This is a genomic window from Collimonas sp. OK242 (assembly GCF_900107095.1).
GTDB lineage: Bacteria > Pseudomonadota > Gammaproteobacteria > Burkholderiales > Burkholderiaceae_D > Collimonas.
Window position 1 is genome coordinate 1 of the sequence record NZ_FNOR01000030.1, and the last position, 21,052, is coordinate 21,052.

Consider the following 21,052-nt stretch of genomic DNA (forward strand, 5'->3'; position numbering starts at 1 on the left):
AGGAAGATCTCGGGTATTCCGGCTTCTCGCAATTGCCGGCAATTTTTGCACTGGTATGCGATGGTCCGGCTTCGCCGGTAGCCGATGGTTGCGCCACAGAAGTAGGCAAGTCATTGGTCGGTGGTTTGACGTTGGTTACAGCTGCAATCACGTTCTCTTGCGGCGGCGGCGCTACTTTTACCTCTGGTGGAGGCACGAATGGCGGCGGCGGGGCGACCGTTTTTGGCGGCGGCGGCACTGGTTTGTCCGGCGGCGGCGGTGGCGGCGGCTTGATCTCTTCGATGAGCTTGGTCTCTACCGGTTGCTGGATCACTTCCACAACCTTGCGGGCCAATCCGGTAAGAAGCGCATAAATGATAAGGACATGCAGAACAAGCACCACGCTGATGCCAACTACATTATTGGAGGGATTTTTCCCGTCCTGCGTGAAATCCATACAACGACTCCTGTTTGTGCGCCTGACTTCTGACAATCTCGGTGTTGGGCACGCCATTTGCCGGCATGCTTTTGCTGATTCATGCTGATCCGCTTGCGATCGCATTTTCCAGCTCTGCCTGCACCAAAAAAATGCCGGAGAGCGTGTTCTCAAAACCTTGCCAGCTGGGCGGCCCGACAAACTCCGCTCATCGGCGCTCTCACGGCAAAATCAACGTCAACTTTTACTTCGAGCTCGGCGACAAGCGGCATGCTGCTGTTCAGGGCAGCATGCCGGCTTGCCGTTACTAGAACTTCAGATGCGCATTCAGGTAGAACTGCCGGCCGTTCTTGTAGAACGCACGCGGCTGGTCCTCATTCAACGCGTAATACTTCAGGGTCGGATTGTTCAGGTTCTGCGCATCCAGCGTGAAGGCCAGCTGTTCGCTGTACTTGTAGCCGAGAGACATTGCCAAGGTTCCGACACCGGCTTGATAGAACGCTGTGCTGCGATCCAGTCCGCTGTAGAAACTGCTACGGTAGTTATACGAGAGGCGGGCATTGAAACGCTCATCTTCGTAGTAAGCCGACAGGTTGGCCGTACGCTTCGAGGCACCGACCAGAGGACCGTTGTTAGCGTCATAGGCGTTGATGAAAGTAGCGTTGGTGGCAAACCCGAAGTTTTTCCCCAGCGGCATTTCATAAGCCAGTTCGATACCGGTCACATTGCCGCTAGTGTTGACCGGTACGGTCAGCTGATAATCCGCCATGTAATTGGCTGGATGATCAGGTGTGCTGGTCACATAACTTCTGGTAACGGTGCCCAGGCCGACATAGCTGGTCAGGTTCATGGTGAAGACACTGGCGGACACCATGGAACGCGGAGCAAAATACCATTCCAATGAAGTATCAAAGTTGTTCGACGTGATTGGCTTCAGATCTGGATTACCGCCGCTGCCGGAACCGATGGAACCGAATTGCGCCGGTGGCGACAACGATACTTGACCGGCCAGTGCCGAGTAATCCGGACGGGTCATGGTCTTGGATGCGGCAAAACGGGCAACCACATCCTTGCTCAGGTCGAACTTCAGGTTCATGCTTGGCAGCGCATCGACGTAGGTGTGATTGACCTGCTGCCTGACGAACGGACCGAAAGCCGAAGTCGTGATGGCGCCCGGTGCGGTGGCCGGCGAGGCGACGTTGTTGATGACATTCTCCTGCGTCTGAACTAAACGCAAGCCGATATTGCCGCTCCAGTGATTACCTTCAAGATTGCCTTGCAAGTAGCCAGCCGTGTTCTTTTCCTTCACTGAAAATTCGGAGTTCCAGTCTTCACGCGTGACCGGATTGCGATTGGTGAAGGCGTTGTAGGCTGCCAGCTGGCCCGGCGTGTAATACCAGACATTGGTCGGGAAGCCGCTACCCAGGCCGCTGCCGAAATTGGACGGGAAATTTTGATAACCCTGCGGGAAATTGGCAGGGTCTTGGGCAGCTGCCGTCGGCCCCTGGCCAATCACACCTTCGGAGCTGCGTTTATGGTCGTTATAACGCAGGCCGAACTGCACTGTCGACAATGCACCCCAAGCTGTGGAATATTCGCCGTCAACCTGCGCCCAGTTTTCCTTATCCTTGACGTTGATGTTCTGATCGCCAAAGATCCAGCCGAATTGTGCACCGGCAGGGCTGGAATTATTGGTTGGGCCCAAATTCCAGTTGGCGGCCGTACCAATTCCGTTCAATTGATAGCCAGCGCCGGCGCCGACGCCGACATTCCATTCAGCGACGTTTTGAGTAGGTGTTTTACCTTCACCGGAAGATGTGCCCAGCTTGGTGGTAAAGGTCAATGCATCGGTAGCGCGCCATTTGGTGCCGAGCTCGACGAAGTTTGAGCTTGCGCTTTCGTCCGGACGTGAAATCTGGTCGTAGACGCCGTAGTTGGTACCCGCCACAGGAGCAAAGGTAGCCGATGTCAGCGTGTTGTTTTTCACCGTGTAACCAGGATTCGGCGATTGACCGGCGCCGGCGTTGATCACCTGGGCGCCCCAGAATTCATAGCTGCGATTGTAATTGGCGGCCTTCATTTCCGACGTGAAGCCGTTGACGTCGAACGAGAAATCGTTGCTGACCTTGAACTGGGCGTCGATCAAACCGCCGGTCCGTTTGCGTTGCTGCTCAAACAGCGCCGAGTTGATCAGGTTAGGCGCATACACGCCAGCCAGGTCAGGATGGGCGGTAGCGATTTTGCTGCCTGGAGCGATCTGGGTGTAGCCAAGGATTTCCTGCCCCTGGCGTTGCAGATGACGCTCTTCCGAAAACGCCTGCACCAGGATACCGAAGGTATTGGCTTCATTTTTCCAGTTCACCAATGCGCTGATTTGCGGATCGGTCTTGCCTGGCAAATCGGCATACACGGCGCCCAGGGTTGCTTCAGCGGTAAATTGCTTCTTGAAATCCAGCGGCTTGCGGGTAATGATGTCGACCGAACCGGCGACTCCGCCTTCTACCAGGCTAGCCTCGGAGCTCTTGTGGACGACCACCGAACCGACCAGTTCGGAAGGCAGCATCGTGTAGCTGACGCTGCGGCCGACCTGGCCCGCCTGGTCCAGCACGAACCAGTCGCCGGACGCCACGTTGTGGCCGTTGATCAGCGTCTGCGTCAGACTCGGGCTGGTACCGCGCATGCTCACCCGGTCGGCTTCATCGAAACCGCCTTCGGTGGCGCCGGCATTACCGATGGTGACGCCTGGCACGCGCGACAGCGAATCGGCAACGTTCTTGTCCGGCATCTTGCCGATATCTTCGGCGGTGATGACTTCCACGTGCGAATCGGCGTTGCGCTTTTGCGTCAGGGACTTTTGCAACGAACCACGAATGCCGCTAATGGTGACCTGTTCGATCTGGCCACCCTTGTCAGTGCTCTTGCTGTCAGTTTTTTGAGCTGCATCGTCCGCTTGCTGCGCATACGCAGGCATGGCTGCTGCCATGACCAGTAGTGCAACAGCAGATGCTATTGGTGTTAAATTCTTATTCACTTACCGTTCTCCCCATCGATTGCGGCCAAAAAAAAACAGAAGCCGGCCATTTTTTTCATTGACTTCTCCACACTGCGGCTCGAGATCAATCCAGGCCGACAAAGGGGAGAACCTTTTTTCGATACAGTCGCCAATACAACAAGATCCAACCAACAAGACGCTGCATGCCACCGCTTGTAAAACCACTTTCCGCTGTCAGTCCTTCTCCAAAAACCGACTGAGGGAAGATGCCGTGCTTACCCTGCCCCGCACATAGAACCCAAGCTGCCGCACACTGCCTTACGTCCAAGCCCAAAAATTTCCTTTGGAAACGTTGCGCTGGTCACACTCTATGGAGCGTAAAAGTGGCTGTCAATAGGCATTCAACTGGTATTATATAAATAAATTATTGGTATCAAATTTAACAATTCGTATATCTATATATACCGTTGTTTACACTCATTATTTTTCAAATTCGACGACTGTTGTTTAGTGGACTGGACTGGTCGCTTTTTTTCAAAAATGGCTAGTCAGAAGTAAGATTTTCTCGAAAATGAAAATTTTTCGAATCCGCCCCGGAACTTCTTCAAAACACGCAAGCCGCCGCCTTAAAGGTCTTGCAACGGGCTTCCAATTTTCGATATTTCCCCTATGAAAATAAGTGTTTTTCAAGAAGCATCAACAAGACAGATATTTATACTAAAACACAAAAAAATCGGATCAAATCGACTCTTTCGTGTTTTTCTGTGTTTTTTTCCCGATCAAATTTGAAAGTCGCCACATGAATAAAGCGGCATTCCCAGGAAGTACTAAACACGCTGCATTGCAGCATCATCCATAGTAGAAAATACATCTTCAATGCCAGTTCGAATTGGTATTTTTTTAGAAATACCACTTTGGTGCGTATTTGGCATCCGCCTGGCACCAAAGTGGTGAAAAACAGGCGAGCAAAAACACCGCTTGCACCCTGTCGATGCTTACGCGCGGACTCACAAAATTACGTGTTCCGCGAGGAAACCCGCGGCCGGTTATCGGTGACGCGACTTATTTGGATAAATTGGGGGGATGGAGCGCCGCACGGAATCGGCAACAAATGAAGGATAGTAATGGTGCATCGCGGGACATCGCACTTGAGCTGAATAACAATGAGCAATGAACAATGAACAATGCGATCAGGCTGCGCGTACTCGGGAAATTAATCGAGTATCTCGGCAAGTCGAATTCAACAACATTGGATAAGACGGCGGTTTCTAAATAAATATGGCCTGAATATTTTTGCGGAGCGGTTTTCAGCAGTATTTCTGCAAGCATCTGACCGCCGCGGGCGGCTTTCTAGCTTAACCCCCATCCGGCCACGCCGCATCCCACAACCACCAGCCATGGCGGCAATTTCCAAAACATCAGGGCCACCAGCGCAATGAGCGCCAGCCCAAAATCTACCGGCCTCAATATGGCGCTAGTCCAGACCGGATGATAAAGCGCCGCCAGCAGCACGCCAACCACGGCAGCATTGATACCCGCGAGCGCCGCTTGAGTGCGCCTGCTTCGGCGCAACTGCTCCCAAAACGGCATTGTGCCGAGGACCAGCAAGAATGACGGCATAAAAATAGCAATTAAGCACACAGCGGCGCCGATCCATCCACTTGGCGACAGCGTCATCGAAGCCCCCAGAAAGGCGGCGAATGTGGAGAGAGGTCCGGGCATTGCCTGTGCCGCGCCGTAGCCTGCGAGGAAAGATTCATTGCTCACCCAGCCACCTGGCACGACCGCCGCCTGCAGAAGCGGCAGCACGACGTGACCGCCACCGAAAACCAAGGATCCTGCGCGGTAAAAAGCATTAAACATGGCCAAGGCCTGATCTGGCCACGCTTTCGCCAAGACGGGCAAACCGATCAGCAGGCCAAAGAACAGGACCAGCATGACAAAGCCGACCTGACGATTGACTGAAATCGGCAGCGGATCATGCGCTAGAACTTGCGACGGTTTGAATAGCCGCAGACCGGCCAGGGCAGCAATACAAATTACAGCAATTTGCCCCCAGGCCGTGGGCCACACAAGAATGACGCATGCGGCTGCTGCGGCAATACTGACGCGTTGCGTATCGGTACAAAGATTGCGGGCCATGCTCCAAACGGCTTGCGCGACTACGGCGACAGCGACCACTTTCAAGCCGTGCAATGCCCCTGCCGGAAAGCCATTACCCCATGCAGATATGCCCAAAGCAAATAGCGTCATCGCGAGCGCAGAAGGCAAGGTGAAACCAGCCCAGGCGCCAAGCGCACCGGCATATCCTGCGCGCGACAAGCCAAGCGCTATACCGACTTGGCTGCTGGCCGGACCGGGGAGAAACTGACACAACGCAACGATGTCGGCGAAACTGCGCTCACTCAGCCACTTGCGGCGCGTCACGAATTCCTCGCGGAAATACCCCAGGTGCGCAATGGGCCCCCCAAATGAAGTGAACCCCAATCGCAAGAAGATCAGAAATACGGTCCACGCATTATCGGCGCTGTCTTTTTTGATTTCTTCTGCGGTTGACGACATTGTCGAGTCTGTTGATTGAGCAAATTAGCATCATAAATCAAATGCGCTACCCAACGCTAACTGCGGGCAAGCCCGACCAGTCTGCTCTGCCGGCATCCCTTAATTCACGGGCGATTGACAGCCGCTAGCGGGTTTCTTATTAAAAAATCAAAACAAGAAATTAAAACTTGCAACAGATCTGGATAGCTTCGCTTCCCGCACCGACGCCGCATCGAATTCGAAAAACAAAAAGCCCCAAGTGCGTTGCACTTGGGGCTTTTTGAGCAAGAATAATTTCTTATTCTGCATTGGTTGCGGGGGCAGGATTTGAACCTACGACCTTCGGGTTATGAGCCCGACGAGCTGCCAGACTGCTCCACCCCGCGTCTGAATATAAAAAGCCTTAAGCGCTTTCCACTTAAGGCCCGATGCGTAAGAATAGCCTTGTATTGCCAGCCTTCCTACTGTAACTGGTTGCGGGGGCAGGATTTGAACCTACGACCTTCGGGTTATGAGCCCGACGAGCTGCCAGACTGCTCCACCCCGCGTCTGAAGAATGAAAGTATATAGTGTATTGCAGTGCAATGCAACCAATACAGGCAATCGGATTAAGAACAGCTGTAACGATTAGGCGATGCTAAACTTCCAGACTACTCGGTTATGCTGAGATATGCTGAAATATCCCCAATTCGACACGATCGGGAATTTGTTTCCCGCCTGTTTAAACAGCATGTTTAAATTGCCTATTAATACTATCTATTGCTGCTTATGAAATTTTGTCCCGAATGTGCGCATCCCGTCAGCCTGCAGATTCCGCCGGACGACAACCGCATGCGTTATGTCTGCAGCAACTGCGGCAGCATTCATTATCAAAATCCGAAAATGGTGATCGGCTCTGTCCCGGTATGGGAACGGGACGGCGAGCTGCGCGTGCTGCTGTGCAAACGCGCCATCGAGCCGCAATACGGTTACTGGACGCTGCCGGCCGGCTTCATGGAAAACGATGAGACCACCGACGACGCCGCCCGCCGCGAAACCCTGGAAGAAGCAGGCGCACGGGTCGAACTGCATGAACTTTTTTCGCTGCTGAACGTACCGCATGTACATCAGGTGCATCTGTTCTATCGCGCCACCTTGCTCGACCTGGATTACGCAGCCGGCATTGAAAGCCTGGAAGTCGGCTTGTTCACCGAGGCCGAGATCCCGTGGGATGAAATCGCCTTCCCTACCGTCGAAATCACCCTGCGCGCGTTCTTTGCCGACATCAGGAAAATCCGTCAGGACGAGGGTCATTTCAGCTTGCACACGCAAGCTATTTTCAAACCCATGCGCGCTGGTTTAGCACCTAAATAAGACACCGGCGGAGCCGCGATGATCCCTTGGCTTGAACTGGACACCCCGTTTCCCGATGTCTCCACCGCCCTGACCGAGGAGGACGGCGCCGCCGGCCTGCTGGCAGCTGGCGGCGATTTGTCGCCGCGGCGCCTGCTGGACGCTTATCGACATGGCATCTTCCCCTGGTTTTCCGAGAACCAGCCGATCCTCTGGTGGAGCACCGATCCGCGCATGGTGCTGATGACGGAACAATTTGCGATCTCCACCAGCTTGTACAAAACCTTGCGCAAGGTGCATCGCAGCATGGCCACAGACCGGCGCTGGCAGATCCGCTTCGATTTCGCTTTCGAGCAAGTGATGCGCGAATGCGCGGCGCCACGCCGCGATGGCGCCGGCACCTGGATCTCGGAAGATATTGTTACCGGCTACCGCGCCCTGCACCGGCTCGGTTACGCGCACTCGGCTGAAGTATGGCTGGACGGCAAGCTGGTGGGCGGCGCGTATGGCGTCAGCATCGGCCATATGTTTTACGGCGAATCGATGTTTACCCGGGTCAGCGACGCCTCCAAGATCGCCCTGGCTTACCTGGTGCACTTCCTGCGCCAGCACGGCGTGGCAATGATCGATTGCCAGCAGCAGACCGACCATCTGGCCTCGCTCGGCGCCCAGCCGATCAGCCGCAGCGAGTTTCTGCAGCACATGAAGCAAGCCATCGCCCATCCGCAGATCCACAACTGGCGGCCGCTGCCCTTGTTTGCAGATTAAGACTCTTATGCAAACCGAAATTACAGTGTAAATTATCAGTTATAAGTCAGGGCCTGTTAGCAATGTGTTGGGAGTGCGAACGCGCGGCAGGCGTTGCAGGCCTAGGCGCAACGACGCGACGTAGCAGTGCTACGGCAAGGAGGTGTAACAACGGCATGCGACGCCTGCAGCCGTTCCCGGAGGGTTCAAACCAAAACGTGCGCTGGCCGCGTTGCATGGCTTGCTGGGGCATCAGCCCCAGCTACGCCACGCGCCTTGCCACCACACGTTTTGGTTTGAACGCATCTCCCAACACATTGCTAACAGGCCTTAGCCGGAATGCACATGACGCACCTAAAAGATCTGCCCTTTTCGACCCTGCAGTTTTACGCCACCGCGCCCTATCCATGCAGCTACCTGGATCATCGCCAGGCGCGTTCGCAGGTGGCGACGCCGTCGCATCTGATCAACGCCGATGTCTATTCGGAGCTGGTGAAGAACGGTTTCCGGCGCAGCGGCATTTTTACCTATCGGCCGTATTGCGACGGTTGCCAGGCCTGCACGCCGGTGCGTACGCTGGTGGCAGCGTTCCAGCCGAATCGCAGCCAGCGCCGTGCCTGGGAGCGGCATAGCCATCTGACCACGCTGGTCACCAACCTGGCCTATGTGCACGAACATTACGACCTGTACCTGCGCTACCAGACCGCACGCCACAGCGGCGGCGGCATGGACCAGGATAGCCGCGACCAGTACGCCCAGTTCCTGCTGCAGAGCAAGGTGAATACCCGCCTGGTCGAGTTTCGGGAAGCTGACGGCACCTTGCGCATGGTAAGCATTATCGATGTGCTGAACGACGGTTTGTCGTCGGTGTACACCTTTTATGATCCCGACGTGCCGGGCACCTCCTACGGCACTTACAACGTGTTATGGCAAATCGGCCAGGCCAGGCAGCTCGGCATGCCCTACGTCTATCTTGGCTACTGGATAAAAGAAAGCCCGAAAATGGCTTACAAAATCAACTTCCAGCCGCTGGAAGCACTGCGGCAAGGGGAGTGGAGTGCGCTAAAATAGCCACCGCAGTTTTTGCTGCGCCTGTTTTCGATTGCTTCATCCTAATTGCGTCACTTAATTGCGTCACTTAATTGCACCATCTTCTATAGCAGCCTACCGTGCCAGCCAAACTTCTGTACGCCTTCGCCCGCCCCGCCCTGTTCTCACTCGATCCGGAATCCGCCCACAATCTGACCCTGCAGGCACTGCGCCGGGCCGCAGCCCTGGGACTCACTGCGCTATTAGGCAAGATACCGGCCGACCCGCGCACGGTGATGGGCATCAGTTTCCCCAATCCGGTCGGGCTGGCAGCCGGGCTGGACAAGGACGGCGCCTACATCGACGGCCTGGCGGCGCTCGGCTTCGGCTCGATTGAAATCGGCACGGTGACGCCGCGGGCGCAGCCCGGCAATCCCAAGCCGCGCATGTTCCGCCTGCCGGCCGCCAACGCCATCATCAATCGCATGGGTTTCAATAATGGCGGCGTCGATGCCTTTGTCGCCAATGTCCAGGCCTCCAGGTTCTACCAGGAACGGCAAGGCGTGCTGGGGCTGAATATCGGCAAGAATGCCGACACGCCGATCGAACGCGCCGCGGAAGACTATCTGCACTGCCTGCAAAAAGTCTATCCCTACGCCAGCTACGTCACTGTCAATATTTCCTCGCCCAACACCAAGAACCTGCGCCAATTGCAAGGCGCATCGGAACTTGACGCCCTGCTGTCGCAGCTCAAGCAAGCGCAGCAAAAACTGGCCGACCAGCACAAGCGTTATGTCCCTATCGCTTTGAAAATCGCACCGGATATCGATGCAGAACAAATCAAGACCATCGCCGACGCCTTGCTGCGGCATAAGATAGATGGCGTGATCGCCACCAACACCACCATCAGCCGCGATGCCGTCAGGGGCCTGCAACATGAGAATGAAGCCGGCGGCTTGTCCGGTGCGCCGGTATTGGCCTTGTCCACCAGCGTGGTGCGGCAGTTGCACGGCGAGCTGGGCGATGCGCTGCCCATCATCGGCGTCGGCGGGATTTTCAGCGGCGCCGACGCGCAAGCCAAAATAGATGCGGGAGCGTCGCTGGTGCAGTTATATAGCGGCCTGATTTATCGCGGCCCGGCGCTGGTGCACGAATGTGCGGCGGCGCTGCGTCAGAAAGGCTAAGGCAAGCTGCGGGCGCTGATGCAAATTGAGCGCTGCGCCGGTTCTGGCTGAACTATCGTGCAAGCCCACACACTTCAGGAGAATTCATGTTTGACCACGTCAAATTCGGAGTCAGCGACTATGCAGCGAGCAAAGCGTTCTTCCTCAAGGCACTCGAACCGCTCGGCGTAGCTGTTGTCTCGGAGGGGCCGCCGACGTACGGTGTCGAGCTTAGCCCAAAGGGTAAGGCTTCATTGTGCCTGTACCAAACCGAGGAGAGGCCGGCGCATCTTCACTTGGCGTTCACAGCCGGGAATCGCCAGCAAGTCGAAGCTTTCTATCGCGCGGCTCTGGAGGCGGGCGGCAAGGACAATGGTGCGCCTGGTCTGCGCCCGCGCTACCACGCGAACTACTATGCAGCTTTTGTCATTGGTCCGGACGGACACAACATCGAAGCGGTTTGCCACGAACCCGAGGCCTAACCCTTCCGTCGAGGGGACGTCCACTTGCGTCCCCCTCATGGCAAACGTTAGACGTCCGCTCCTGTCCAAAGCAGTCATTCGACCGGAAGGCGATGGTAATCCCCCGGTAATCCCCCCACAAAAAAGTATCACCTAAAATACGGCGCGATAGATGCCTCCATTGCACTACCTTGTACGCCTTTCCGCGTTACGATTGATGGCATGCCATGCATGAGACTTTGGAATTAATCATTATTCCTTTATTCGACACAAATGGCGTTATATTGCTTTCCGCATTTCTAATTCTCTCATCAAGCAATGGGGCAAATTTCCAGTTGGAATAATCTGGAGATGATTTTGCCAGCGCGTATATTTTCTGCGCAACTTTCCAATCGCCTGATTTCACCAGCATGTCCCCCATATTCAAGAAAAATCCCTCGAAGTTATGCGGCGCAATGGTTGAATTCCAGCATGCGCGTTTTGGCCCAACGGTTGTGATGTGCGTGACAGAGGAGGAATAATTTGGGTCGGTACGGCTAATTTTTTCTCCCACGCAGATATCGAGATTTTCCCATTGCCATTCCAATCCCTGTTTAAATTCAGCAGTATCGGCAGGTTTAGTACTTACCATATACCCTGCGGTGAACAGATTAAATTCGGGCCAGGCAACAATCGCTTTGTGCATTAACGCATTACCGTCAGAAATCTCAGGCTCATTGTGATGAATGGCTCCCTCATTCAATGTCGTTGCCGCCAAAAAACCCAGCAATCTTGCATCGGATGGATTAATTGAGCTGGCTTCCTGAAAATATTTACGCGCCAGAACGGCATCATCAGTAATTGAGGGCATTACCTTAGCCATTCTTTCACGCTCCGATATCCTCCAGATATGCAGCCATCCAATATGACTGGCCGTTACCGAATCAGTTGGATCGCGTAAATAGGCGCCTGTCATTTGCTCCAGTACCGGTTGAATTTCTTCGTATTTTGCGTTAAGAAAAACATCCCAGAAATGTTTATCCGCTGCTAGTGCGGCGTCGCTTCGGCTTGCCGCCGGAATCTTGTCCTGCGTGGATTGTGAAAATGTGGATGGACTCATTGGATTGCGTTCAGTAGAGCAACCCGATAACCATAAAGCAGCTCCGATGCAAATGGTGGATATCGAAAAATAAAAATATTTCATGATGTTCCTGTTTCTCAAAAATATGGCCATGAAAAAATTAAACCAACACTCAAAAAACGCGTTCTTAAATTAAACTGCATTGACGTCATTTTGAAGGTTAATTTCAAGATTGCTTAGTATTAAGTGTCATTGATTGGAGTGATATTTGCCATATGCAGACACCGACCGCTTATGACCGTGATCCACCCTTCAAATACTTTAGCACTCGTTATTTTTCATTTTTCATGAGAGCAAAATGAGATGATCCTTCGAATTCCTTATGCTTATCTGATAAATGAATATGGTCATGCTTAGCATCCATACGTTCCATTTCGGATGCACAGAAAATAAAAAATCCGACTACTTGCTTTTGCACAAAAAAAAACCGGTCAATGTGAACCGGTCTTTTAAAACGATTATAGAAAATTAAAAATTAAGTGCCGAAATCTTGCTCAGGCCTTGCGCAATATTTTCCTTCGCGGCGCCTTCATTTGCTAAGCGTAAGCGTTCCACACCTACAAATGCATCGCCCATCGTTGCAGTGTGCTCTGACTTGATTGATTCCTGCCAAATTACGGCTCCGGTATCAGCTCGTTTCAGCGTCCAGCCCGCTTCCATTTTGACTGTAAAGGATGCGCCAAACGATGGCTGCTCAATATTGAAAATGGTTACCGTCAGAAGATTGTCTCCGCCACTACCTTGAATAACTCTCGAAAAGGTTTTTGAACTAGTGATAGCGTCGGTTATAGCCTGAGCGAAAGCAACATCGGAGATTTGCGATTTTCCCATCGAGCCAGTCTCTTTGCCGCCGCTCACTGTTAGGGTTACCGACTGGGCATGTTTGTTTGTTGTTTGAACCGAGGCAGGCGTCATACCCTGCGACGTGGAGGGCGAGGCGCATCCACCAAGCATGGAGGAAGCGACGGCCAGCACGGAAATGGTGAGCAAACTATTGGAAAAAAAAGATTTGAGTGAAAAGTTCATTAATGTCTCCGTAAAATTATTTAGCATCTTTGTAAATATTTGTCATAACCTCATTGACCATCTGGGGCGGTGATTCCCTGGTTAGAGATGTATGGTAAGAATTGCCGACAGCGACAGGAAAATTGTTGCTTGGCTGTCTGACGTTGATCGTAAGTTCGATCATATACATGGTTATGTCCCAGAACCATTTGTCAATATAAGTAACTACCCCATCTGCTTGATAAGGAGGTATTAACTCAGGTCCTGTCGTTACCGAATAACCCTTTTTGACTAGATAGTCCTTGATCAACTGATCAACATTGTTTTCATCCTTCGGTGATTTCACAACGTAGAAGGTCCTCATGGCCTTCAGGTCAACGCCTGGTGTGACGCTGGCTGTAGCACGGTTGATTGCACATCCAGACAGTGATGATAAAACTGCCAAAAAGAGAGATGTGCATATGATTTTTTTGAACATGAGTGAAGCATCCGTTTTTATAAATTGACGTTCGATGAAATCAATTTTGTTAGGCACTGAAAAAATTAATGTCGACTTGCACTTTCCGGTTTTGGCCGAACTGAGCCATTCGTGAAAGACATGCGTCGATAACGAACAAATTAATCATGACGGAAAGATCGTCGTCGTATGTTGCCACAGGAAAATTGATAAAGCAATAACGTGCCGAGGGGATGCGCCACGGTCGGCTCCTGGCCGTTTCGAGCCGGCCGCGACAGTCAGGCCGGGTCCGGTGGCGTGCCGTTGGCGCTCCGCTTGAGCGAGGGGTCAGGCGTCGGTGGCGGCGTTATGCCATGTGCTCTATGTCTATGGGCAAGGTTATCCAAGAATGCATCCGATCTTCATAAACCGAGAACGTTGGCGCCGGGAAGCTCGATTCTGCGAAGGCGCCGACGGGAATGGCAATACTGTCTTCTCTGCCGTCCATGACGTAGTAAACCGTGGCGCCGCAAGTAGGGCAGAAGGTGAACCTGGTCCTTCCGCCTTCGTCTCCGACACGGACATACTCCGTGCCTGTTCCGTTGATCTCGACTGCTTGCCGCGGAAACCTGGCTTGAGCCCCAAAGACGCTCCCGGTTCTACGCTGACATGCGAGGCAATGGCAGACCGACACCCGGATCGGATCTCCAGAGACTCTGGCGGAAAGCTGGCCGCAACTGCAAGACGCGATTCGAAGTGTCATGGTGATGTGGAATAAAGGATACTTCTGACGCCTAACTGTTAGTTTGTCCGCTAGGCCCTGCCGCACAACCCCGCCGCCGACTGCTGCGTAACCAGGCCAACGTGAATCTCGGCAAAGCCTTGTCCGGCAACGCAAACCTGCTTGACCTCTGGGATTGCGAGTACCATTAAATTCGTGTGAAAAGCGGCGCTCGTCAGCGCAACTTTAGCGGAATATGCACAAGCGGTGTCGCCGCTACCGTAGATACGCAAAATCGCGGCCGTCCTTCATCAAGCATCGTCAGCCTTCACTTCAGCTTTACGCGGGCGACGGCTGCGTGCGGCGGGCTTGCGGGCCGTTTTTACCGCGTTGACCGGCGCGTCTTCCGGCGGCTGAACCGGCGCTTCGACAACTGCCGGCGTTTCCGGCGCTATATTGACATCCCGCGCGACAGTTTGTGCGGCAAGCTGCGGCGCAGCCGCTGCGATTTTCTTTTCGGCCGGCTTGCGGCCTCCGCGTCCCTTGCGGCGGGTTTCCGGCTTGGCGCCGTTGTCTTCAGCCGCCGCTGCTGCTGTCGGTGAAACTGCCGTGGCTGCGCTTACTTCCGGCAGCGGCAACGATGGCGGCGCCGGCTGTTCCGCCGCGACTTCGCTGGCATTCGTGCCGCCGCTATTGCCATTATTGCCGCTGCTACGATATACGTAAGTCCCCGATTTCTCGTCTCGGCCGAATTCGAGCAGACCGCGTGCCTGGGCTTCTTCCAGCAAATTGCCGAAGGCGCGGAAGCCGTAGTATGACTCGCTGAAATCGGGCTTGCGGCGCTTGATCGCTTCTTTCAACACGGATGCCCACATCTTGCCGCTGTCGCCGCGTTCGGACACCAGCGCATCGAAAGTCTCAACCGCCATGTCGATCGCCTGGTTCTTGCGCGCTTCCAGCTCTGCCTTGCGACGCTTTTCTTCATCGGGCGAGCGCTTGGCGGCCGGCTGCGTTTCCCGCGCACCGCGCTTGGCGGCCGTGCGCCGGCTCTCCCGCACCAGGTCGTCATAAAAAATAAATTCGTCGCAGTTGGCAACCAGCAGGTCGGAAGTCGATTGCTTGACGCCGACGCCGATCACTTGCTTGGCGTTCTCGCGCAGTTTGGAGACCAGCGGCGAGAAGTCGGAGTCGCCGCTGATGATGACGAAGGTGTTGACGTGCGATTTCATGTAGCAAAGATCGAGTGCGTCCACCACCAGGCGAATGTCGGCCGAATTCTTGCCGGACTGGCGCACATGCGGAATTTCGATCAGCTCGAAGTTGGCTTCGTGCATGGTGGCCTTGAACTCCTTGTAGCGCTCCCAGTCGCAATAAGCCTTCTTGACGACGATGCTGCCCTTCAGCAGAAGGCGCTCCAGCACCGGTTTGATGTCGAACTTCTCGTATTTTGCATCACGCACGCCGAGCGCGACGTTTTCGAAGTCGCAGAACACCGCCATGCTGAGGTTTTCCGGGGATGAGGCCATAAATGTATTATTCTCCAATGATGGGCTGGGCTTGACGAGCTTGATATTCATGCGCTACAGCCGACATCCATGCCATCGATTATAGCCAAGAACGTCGGCCCCGAACCCATTCCGGATGAGATGCCGCAAGGCATCCGTCGCCCTCCCCTTTGGAAGCGAGAACCGGCTTAAACGCAATTCAGGAGAATGAAATGGACACCTCCCTCCTGACGCGGCTGGCGATGGCGGTTGCCGGTTCGCTGTCGGAACAGGCCGAACGGCGTATCGATTTGTTCAATCAGCGGTTTGCGACCTGAGTTACCCACAGAAATTGTGAGTAGCCCTGTGGATAACTACCCGGCTAACTCGCTAAGCCCTTGATTTAATGGTTTTTTCCGCTAGTGGTACAGAAGCGCGCAAGAAAAAGCCCGCTGGCCTTGCGGCAGCGGGCTAAATCCGAACCCGGGGAGAGTCGGAGGAGACAAACGAAATCGTAGCGCCCGAATATGACAGGGCTGTGACCCGGGGCCTGGCGCCGCCGGGATTAGAGGGCGTCCTCGCTTCAGGCGATTTTCAAGATGCGCTGTTCAAAATCGGCCGTGTGCACACCGTTGCTGCCCGCGCCATGCGGTTCTGCCTGCAAGGCTTCAACGATATCTTCACGTTTCAACTGCGGTGCAAACTGCAAGATGAAGTCATACGTATAAGAACGCAGATAAGCCCCGCGCCGCACTGCCAGCCTGGTCACATTGGATGCCAGCAGATGCGCTACCGAAATCGAACGCAAGCCGTTCTGGCGGCTATGCTCGGTCGCCATCGACGCCACCAGCCCGACTCCCAGGCCGAGCGATACATATTGCTGGATCACGTCGGAATCCATCGCCGTCAGCACGATATCGGGCGTGATGCCGGCGTTGCTGAAGGCAGCGTCGATATGGCCGCGGCCGGTAAACCCGAGATCGTAGGTAATCAAGGGATAGGCTGCCAGATCGGCCAGGCTGACCGGCCCGCTGATGTCCAGTAGAGGATGATGCTCCGGCACGACCAGCACATGGCGCCATTCATAGCACGGGAAGGAAATCAATTCCTTGAACTGGGTCAGGCCCTCGGTGGCGATGCCGACGTCGGCCTTGCCCGATATCACCCAGTCGGCAATATGTTCCGGCGAGCTTTGTTGCAAGGCGATGCGGACATCGGGAAAACTGGCGCGGAATCCTTGCACCACGCGCGGCAAGGCATAGCGTGCTTGCGTATGGGTGGCGGCGACCGTCAAGGTGCCGCTGGTTTCGCCCGAATATTCCTGGCTGGCCTGGCGCAGGTTTTCCGCTTCCTGCAACAGTCTTTCGACGATCTTCAAAATCCCTTTGCCGGGATCGGTCAAGCCGATCAGGCGCTTGCCGTTGCGGATGAAAATATCGACGCCGAGTTCTTCTTCCAGCTCGCGAATCTGGCGGCTGACCCCTGGCTGCGAGGTAAACAAGACATTCGCCACTTCAGTCAGATTGAAGCCGCAACGGGCTGCTTCGCGGATCGAACGCAATTGTTGAAAATTCATGGTGTTCCCCTTACTGTGTAGCTTGCTGATCGACGAACACCTGCAGGCGGCGCGGACGCACCACCAAGGTTTCGCCGTCTTTCAAATTGAGCTGCTTGAAGCGCTCGCTGGAAATGACCGCTTCGATCAAACCGGTATCGGCGCCATCGCTGCGCTCCAGTTCCAGCTGCGCCAGCGGCCCGATGGCATGGGCGCGCCGCAGCTGCACCACGATTCCTTCGGCGCCGGCGCCAGCTATATAGCGATCGATCTCGAGGTCGTGCGGCCGCACATAGCCGACCCCTTGCGCATCTTGCGCCGCAGCGTGCTCAGGGGCGTCGAAAGTGGCGCCGCCGGTATCCAGCACGCCTTGGTGCAGGCGGCCGTGAAACAGGTTGACGTTGCCGAGAAAGCCGTAGACGAATGGCGATGCAGGATGGTCATAGACTTGCTGCGGCGCGCCTGCCTGCTCGACATGGCCCTGGTTCATCAAGACGATCTGATCCGCCACTTCCAGCGCTTCTTCCTGATCGTGGGTCACGAAAATGCTGGTGACGTGCAACTCGTCGTGCAGACGCCGCAGCCAGCGTCGCAATTCCTTGCGCACCTTGGCGTCGAGCGCGCCGAACGGCTCGTCCAGCAGCAGCACGCGCGGCTCCACCGCCAGCGCCCGCGCCAGTGCAATGCGCTGGCGCTGGCCGCCGGACAATTGCGGCGGATAACGGTCCGCCAGCCAGTCCAGTTGCACCAGTTCCAGCAAGCTGCTTACTTTTTCACGAATCGCCCTTTCGCCGGGACGCTGGGCGCGTGACCTGACGCGCAAGCCGAAGGCGATGTTTTCAAACACGGTCATATGCTTGAACAAGGCATAGTGCTGGAACACGAAGCCGACCTGGCGCTCGCGTACGTGACGCGATGAAGCGTCTTCGCCTTCCAGCAAGACCTGGCCGCTATCCTGCGCTTCGAGGCCGGCGATGATGCGCAACAATGTGGTCTTGCCGCAGCCGGAAGGCCCCAGCAGCGCGCTCAGCTCCCCTGTCGGAAATTCCAGCGACACATCATTCAGTGCGACAAACTCACCGAAGCGCTTGTTGATGTTGCTGACCTGGATGCTCATGCCTGCTCCGGTTGTAGGGCGTTGCGCGGCAATACCGTCTCGCGCAAACGCCATTCGATGAACGATTTCAGCGCCAAGGTCAGCAGCGCCAGAAACGCCAGCAGCGAGGCCACCGCAAACGCTGCCTGGAAGTTGTATTCGTTGTACAGAATCTCTACCTGCAAGGGGATGGTGTTGGTCTCGCCGCGAATATGGCCGGACACCACCGACACCGCGCCAAACTCGCCCATGGCGCGGGCGTTACACAAGATCACGCCATACAGCAGGCCCCATTTGATATTCGGCAAGGTCACGTGGCGGAATGTCTTCCAGCCGGAAGCGCCCAGCACCAGGGCGGCCTCTTCTTCTTCGCTGCCCTGCGCCTGCATCAACGGGATCAGTTCGCGCGCCACAAAGGGAAAGGTGACGAATACCGTCGCCAGCACGATGCCCGGCACTGCAAACAGGATCTTGATATCGTGCGCGCGCAGCCATGGACCGAACCAGCCCTGGGCGCCGAACAACAATACATAGATCAAACCTGATATCACCGGCGATACCGAGAACGGCAGATCGATCAAGGTCAGCAAGATGTTCTTGCCGCGGAATTCAAACTTGGCAATCGTCCACGCGGCGGCGACCCCGAACACCAGGTTGAGCGGCACCGCCAGCGCGGCGCTCAGCAAGGTCAGCTTGATGGCGCTGACCGCATCCGACTCGATGATTGCCGCCAGATAGGCTTCCCAGCCCTTCTTGAATGCTTCGGCAAATACCGATAGCAGCGGCACCACCAGGAACAAGGCAAGGAACAACAGCGCCACCGTCATTAACAGGGTGCGCACCCACCACGGCTCCAGGGTGGCGTTCGGCACATGGATCGCCTCACCCCGTCGCGGTCGCCCGGCAACTGGCGCGGGCGCGGCGGCGGCCGGATTGAAATTACTGGCAATAGCGCTCAAGTCCGACTCCTATGCTCTGACCGACTGGCCGCGCCGGCGGGTCCAGGCTTGCAATACGTTGATCGCCAGCAGCAGCAGAAACGACACGGTCAGCATCACCACCGCAATCGCGGTCGCACCGGCATAGTCGTACTGCTCCAGCTTGGTAATGATGAACAAGGGGGTGATTTCCGACACCATCGGCATATTGCCGGCGATGAAGATGACCGAGCCGTACTCACCAGTAGCGCGGGCAAAGGACAAGGCAAAACCGGTTAATAGCGCAGGAAATACAGCCGGGAAAATCACCCGGGTGAAAGTCTGCCAATGATTCGCCCCCAGACTGGCGGCGGCCTCCTCCAGCTCTTTCTCGACATCTTCCAGCACCGGCTGTACGGTACGCACCACAAACGGCAAGCCGATAAACGTCAGCGCTACCAATATGCCTAGCGGCGTAAAAGCGACCTTGATGCCCAGCGGTTCCAGATATTGGCCGATCCAGCCGGTGCTTGAATACAGCGCGGTCAAGGCGATGCCGGCCACCGCCGTCGGCAATGCAAACGGCAGGTCAACCAGGGCGTCGATCAGTTTCTTGCCGGGAAACCGGTAACGCACCAGCACCCAGGCCACGATGCCGCCGAAAAATGCGTTCAGCAGCGCCGCCAGCAAGGAAGTGCCGAAAGTCAGGCGGTAAGACGCCATCACCCGTGGCGAAGCGACAGCGGCGGCGAAACCGTCCCAGCTCAGCGTGAAGGTCTTGAGAAACACTGCGGATAAGGGGATCAATACGATCAGGGCCAGATAAAACAGGGTGAATCCCAGCGACAGGCGAAACCCGGGCATCACGCGAAACGGCGCGGCGGGCTTGCTTGCAAGGCCTTGATTGGTCAGCACGGCGGTGGTCATGCATCGTCCCCTTATTACAAATACAGCTAAAGAACAAAGATAATCTCACCGGATTATTATAAAGAGAACGAACTTTTTAGCATGTGCATAGAATGATTTTGCATAAGAGAAACAGATGCTTTCCCCCCTTGATGAGCAAATTATTTATCTTTAAAACAATGAATCATGTCATCCAAATGGAAGGGGAAAGCGCCATTTCCGCGCCGCCGCTCCCGCCAACTCGTTAAAAACCAGCCGAATCCACTGCATTCCAGTCGCGCTTTTTTGTATTCTGTTCCGCGATTTCTGCAGATTGTCGCAAGCCGCTGGCGACTTGCCCCGCCCCTCCCTAAAGTGACGACATGCAACAACGTCAGCCACCTGCAAATCACTTAACGGAGAACAAAATGAACACAGCACGCACAGCACTGATCGCCATCCTGTCCATCGCAACTCTGGCCGGCAGCATCGCCCAGGCGCAAGCAGCGCCGCAACAAACCGAAGCCTCCACGCTGCCAACCATCACGATTATCGGCAAACGTCCAAGCCATCCAGAGTTCTTGCAAACCGTGACGATCGTCGCCAAACGCCTGAGCCCACAAGAAAAGCTGGCCATGGCGCAACAGGATGAATACCTGGCCACGATCACCGTCGTCGGCAAGCGCCTGAACCGGGACCAGAAATCGGTGCTGGCTCAGCAAGAAGCAAGCCACAAAAAGGCCGTCATCTAAGCCGTCAACTTAATTGCAGTTACGTCGCAGTTCCACACCAGGAGATTGCAAATGCATACCGCATTCCGATTATTGGTCGCCGCCACCTTGTTAGCGACCCTGAGCTTGAGTACCAGCCCGGCCATGGCAGCAGCCTCGGCCAAGAAAACCGTAGCACAGCCGGAAGACATTCCGCTGCTGATGCCGCCCATCGTGATTATCGGCAAGCGCATGACAGCGGAAGAAAAAATCGCCTTTACACAGCAACAGCAGCAGCAACAGCGCGCCCATGCCATGAAAAAAGTAACGCTAAAAAAAGCTGAGCAAACAGGCTCGTCGGCGCTCAGCGCTCTTTGAAGCCTTATAGCAAAACGATCAGACTGCCACCTCAGTTCCGTTTAAAATGACGACAACTTTCTAAG

20 protein-coding genes and 2 tRNA genes are annotated in these 21,052 nt (G+C 55.2%); 8 read left to right on the forward strand and 14 right to left on the reverse strand.

The window, feature by feature from the left end:
- Positions 1-436: energy transducer TonB (locus BLV81_RS22270; RefSeq protein ID WP_092360099.1), on the reverse strand; the 436-nt coding region annotated here is incomplete at its 3' end.
- Positions 437-480: 44 nt separating this feature from the next.
- On the opposite strand from BLV81_RS22270, the gene BLV81_RS22275 reads away from it, so the two are divergent.
- Entirely contained in the window at positions 481-726 is a 246-nt protein-coding gene (locus tag BLV81_RS22275) for a hypothetical protein (protein WP_092360100.1), read from the forward strand.
- Here BLV81_RS22275 and BLV81_RS22280 read toward each other — a convergent pair.
- The 4 genes from BLV81_RS22280 to BLV81_RS22295 all read right to left on the reverse strand — a co-directional run bounded on the left by BLV81_RS22280 (position 723) and on the right by BLV81_RS22295 (position 6,496).
- Complete coding sequence (locus BLV81_RS22280; RefSeq protein ID WP_255365424.1) at positions 723-3,398, reverse strand: TonB-dependent receptor; 2,676 nt, start codon at positions 3,396-3,398, stop codon at positions 723-725. The genes BLV81_RS22275 and BLV81_RS22280 overlap by 4 nt on opposite strands.
- Before the next feature lie 1,359 nt (positions 3,399-4,757).
- Positions 4,758-5,969, reverse strand: a complete 1,212-nt coding sequence (gene chrA / locus BLV81_RS22285) for a chromate efflux transporter (RefSeq protein ID WP_092360102.1) — start codon at positions 5,967-5,969, stop codon at positions 4,758-4,760.
- 288 nt (positions 5,970-6,257) lie between these two features.
- Positions 6,258-6,334, reverse strand: a tRNA-Met gene (locus tag BLV81_RS22290).
- Positions 6,335-6,419: 85 nt separating this feature from the next.
- Positions 6,420-6,496 (reverse strand) — tRNA-Met (locus BLV81_RS22295).
- Positions 6,497-6,716: 220 nt separating this feature from the next.
- Here BLV81_RS22295 and BLV81_RS22300 point away from each other — a divergent pair.
- The 5 genes from BLV81_RS22300 to BLV81_RS22325 all read left to right on the forward strand — a co-directional run bounded on the left by BLV81_RS22300 (position 6,717) and on the right by BLV81_RS22325 (position 10,701).
- Positions 6,717-7,301, forward strand: coding sequence for an NUDIX hydrolase (locus BLV81_RS22300; RefSeq protein WP_092360103.1), 585 nt, complete (start codon positions 6,717-6,719; stop codon positions 7,299-7,301).
- 18 nt (positions 7,302-7,319) lie between these two features.
- Entirely contained in the window at positions 7,320-8,048 is a 729-nt protein-coding gene (gene aat, locus BLV81_RS22305; protein WP_092360104.1) for a leucyl/phenylalanyl-tRNA--protein transferase, read from the forward strand.
- A gap of 324 nt (positions 8,049-8,372) precedes the next feature.
- Complete coding sequence (locus BLV81_RS22315) at positions 8,373-9,098, forward strand: arginyltransferase (RefSeq protein WP_092360106.1); 726 nt, start codon at positions 8,373-8,375, stop codon at positions 9,096-9,098.
- Between the two features lie 98 nt (positions 9,099-9,196).
- Entirely contained in the window at positions 9,197-10,240 is a 1,044-nt protein-coding gene (locus tag BLV81_RS22320) for a quinone-dependent dihydroorotate dehydrogenase (RefSeq protein WP_092360107.1), read from the forward strand.
- A gap of 86 nt (positions 10,241-10,326) precedes the next feature.
- A complete protein-coding gene (locus BLV81_RS22325) occupies positions 10,327-10,701 on the forward strand; it encodes a VOC family protein (RefSeq protein WP_092360108.1) in 375 nt (124 codons plus the stop codon).
- A gap of 187 nt (positions 10,702-10,888) precedes the next feature.
- On the opposite strand, the gene BLV81_RS22330 is transcribed toward BLV81_RS22325, so the two are convergent.
- The 9 genes from BLV81_RS22330 to cysT form a co-directional block, all read right to left on the reverse strand.
- Complete coding sequence (locus tag BLV81_RS22330) at positions 10,889-11,863, reverse strand: hypothetical protein (RefSeq protein ID WP_143036422.1); 975 nt, start codon at positions 11,861-11,863, stop codon at positions 10,889-10,891.
- A gap of 405 nt (positions 11,864-12,268) precedes the next feature.
- Positions 12,269-12,826 carry a hypothetical protein gene (locus tag BLV81_RS22335; protein ID WP_092360110.1) on the reverse strand — a complete coding sequence of 186 codons (558 nt, stop codon included), beginning with the start codon at positions 12,824-12,826 and terminating at the stop codon, positions 12,269-12,271.
- Between the two features lie 16 nt (positions 12,827-12,842).
- On the reverse strand, positions 12,843-13,283 hold the full coding sequence (locus BLV81_RS22340; RefSeq protein WP_092360125.1) for a hypothetical protein: 441 nt from the start codon (positions 13,281-13,283) through the stop codon (positions 12,843-12,845).
- Between the two features lie 325 nt (positions 13,284-13,608).
- Positions 13,609-14,004 (reverse strand): GFA family protein, encoded by a 396-nt coding sequence (locus tag BLV81_RS22345; protein WP_092360111.1) that lies wholly within the window; start codon positions 14,002-14,004, stop codon positions 13,609-13,611.
- Between the two features lie 269 nt (positions 14,005-14,273).
- Positions 14,274-15,488 (reverse strand): NYN domain-containing protein, encoded by a 1,215-nt coding sequence (locus tag BLV81_RS22350; RefSeq protein ID WP_092360112.1) that lies wholly within the window; start codon positions 15,486-15,488, stop codon positions 14,274-14,276.
- A gap of 541 nt (positions 15,489-16,029) precedes the next feature.
- Complete coding sequence (locus BLV81_RS22355; RefSeq protein WP_092360113.1) at positions 16,030-17,022, reverse strand: CysB family HTH-type transcriptional regulator; 993 nt, start codon at positions 17,020-17,022, stop codon at positions 16,030-16,032.
- Between the two features lie 10 nt (positions 17,023-17,032).
- Positions 17,033-18,118, reverse strand: coding sequence for a sulfate/molybdate ABC transporter ATP-binding protein (locus BLV81_RS22360; RefSeq protein ID WP_092360114.1), 1,086 nt, complete (start codon positions 18,116-18,118; stop codon positions 17,033-17,035).
- Positions 18,115-19,056 carry a sulfate ABC transporter permease subunit CysW gene (gene cysW / locus BLV81_RS22365; RefSeq protein ID WP_092360115.1) on the reverse strand — a complete coding sequence of 314 codons (942 nt, stop codon included), beginning with the start codon at positions 19,054-19,056 and terminating at the stop codon, positions 18,115-18,117. Before cysW ends, BLV81_RS22360 begins: the two co-directional genes overlap by 4 nt.
- Before the next feature lie 9 nt (positions 19,057-19,065).
- Positions 19,066-19,941: a sulfate ABC transporter permease subunit CysT gene (cysT, locus tag BLV81_RS22370; protein WP_092360116.1), complete on the reverse strand. Its 876-nt coding sequence runs from the start codon at positions 19,939-19,941 to the stop codon at positions 19,066-19,068.
- A gap of 386 nt (positions 19,942-20,327) precedes the next feature.
- Between cysT and BLV81_RS22375 the strand changes: the two genes are divergently transcribed.
- Positions 20,328-20,651 (forward strand): hypothetical protein, encoded by a 324-nt coding sequence (locus BLV81_RS22375; protein WP_092360117.1) that lies wholly within the window; start codon positions 20,328-20,330, stop codon positions 20,649-20,651.
- A gap of 51 nt (positions 20,652-20,702) precedes the next feature.
- Complete coding sequence (locus BLV81_RS22380) at positions 20,703-20,987, forward strand: hypothetical protein (RefSeq protein WP_092360118.1); 285 nt, start codon at positions 20,703-20,705, stop codon at positions 20,985-20,987.
- Positions 20,988-21,052: the final 65 nt, after the last annotated feature.

Excerpts from the sequence above, each read along its gene's own strand:
- aat (WP_092360104.1), top strand. The coding sequence starts at position 7,320 with ATGATCCCTTGGCTTGAACTGGACACCCCGTTTCCCGATGTCTCCACC.
- BLV81_RS22345 (WP_092360111.1), bottom strand. The coding sequence starts at position 14,004 with ATGACACTTCGAATCGCGTCTTGCAGTTGCGGCCAGCTTTCCGCCAGA.
- BLV81_RS22330 (WP_143036422.1), bottom strand. The coding sequence starts at position 11,863 with ATGAAATATTTTTATTTTTCGATATCCACCATTTGCATCGGAGCTGCT.
- BLV81_RS22375 (WP_092360117.1), top strand. The coding sequence starts at position 20,328 with ATGAACACAGCACGCACAGCACTGATCGCCATCCTGTCCATCGCAACT.
- BLV81_RS22340 (WP_092360125.1), bottom strand. The coding sequence starts at position 13,283 with ATGTTCAAAAAAATCATATGCACATCTCTCTTTTTGGCAGTTTTATCA.
- BLV81_RS22360 (WP_092360114.1), bottom strand. The coding sequence starts at position 18,118 with ATGAGCATCCAGGTCAGCAACATCAACAAGCGCTTCGGTGAGTTTGTC.
- BLV81_RS22355 (WP_092360113.1), bottom strand. The coding sequence starts at position 17,022 with ATGAATTTTCAACAATTGCGTTCGATCCGCGAAGCAGCCCGTTGCGGC.
- BLV81_RS22300 (WP_092360103.1), top strand. The coding sequence starts at position 6,717 with ATGAAATTTTGTCCCGAATGTGCGCATCCCGTCAGCCTGCAGATTCCG.
- BLV81_RS22335 (WP_092360110.1), bottom strand. The coding sequence starts at position 12,826 with ATGAACTTTTCACTCAAATCTTTTTTTTCCAATAGTTTGCTCACCATT.
- chrA (WP_092360102.1), bottom strand. The coding sequence starts at position 5,969 with ATGTCGTCAACCGCAGAAGAAATCAAAAAAGACAGCGCCGATAATGCG.
- BLV81_RS22315 (WP_092360106.1), top strand. The coding sequence starts at position 8,373 with ATGACGCACCTAAAAGATCTGCCCTTTTCGACCCTGCAGTTTTACGCC.
- cysT (WP_092360116.1), bottom strand. The coding sequence starts at position 19,941 with ATGACCACCGCCGTGCTGACCAATCAAGGCCTTGCAAGCAAGCCCGCC.
- BLV81_RS22350 (WP_092360112.1), bottom strand. The coding sequence starts at position 15,488 with ATGGCCTCATCCCCGGAAAACCTCAGCATGGCGGTGTTCTGCGACTTC.
- BLV81_RS22325 (WP_092360108.1), top strand. The coding sequence starts at position 10,327 with ATGTTTGACCACGTCAAATTCGGAGTCAGCGACTATGCAGCGAGCAAA.
- BLV81_RS22380 (WP_092360118.1), top strand. The coding sequence starts at position 20,703 with ATGCATACCGCATTCCGATTATTGGTCGCCGCCACCTTGTTAGCGACC.
- BLV81_RS22280 (WP_255365424.1), bottom strand. The coding sequence starts at position 3,398 with ATGGCAGCAGCCATGCCTGCGTATGCGCAGCAAGCGGACGATGCAGCT.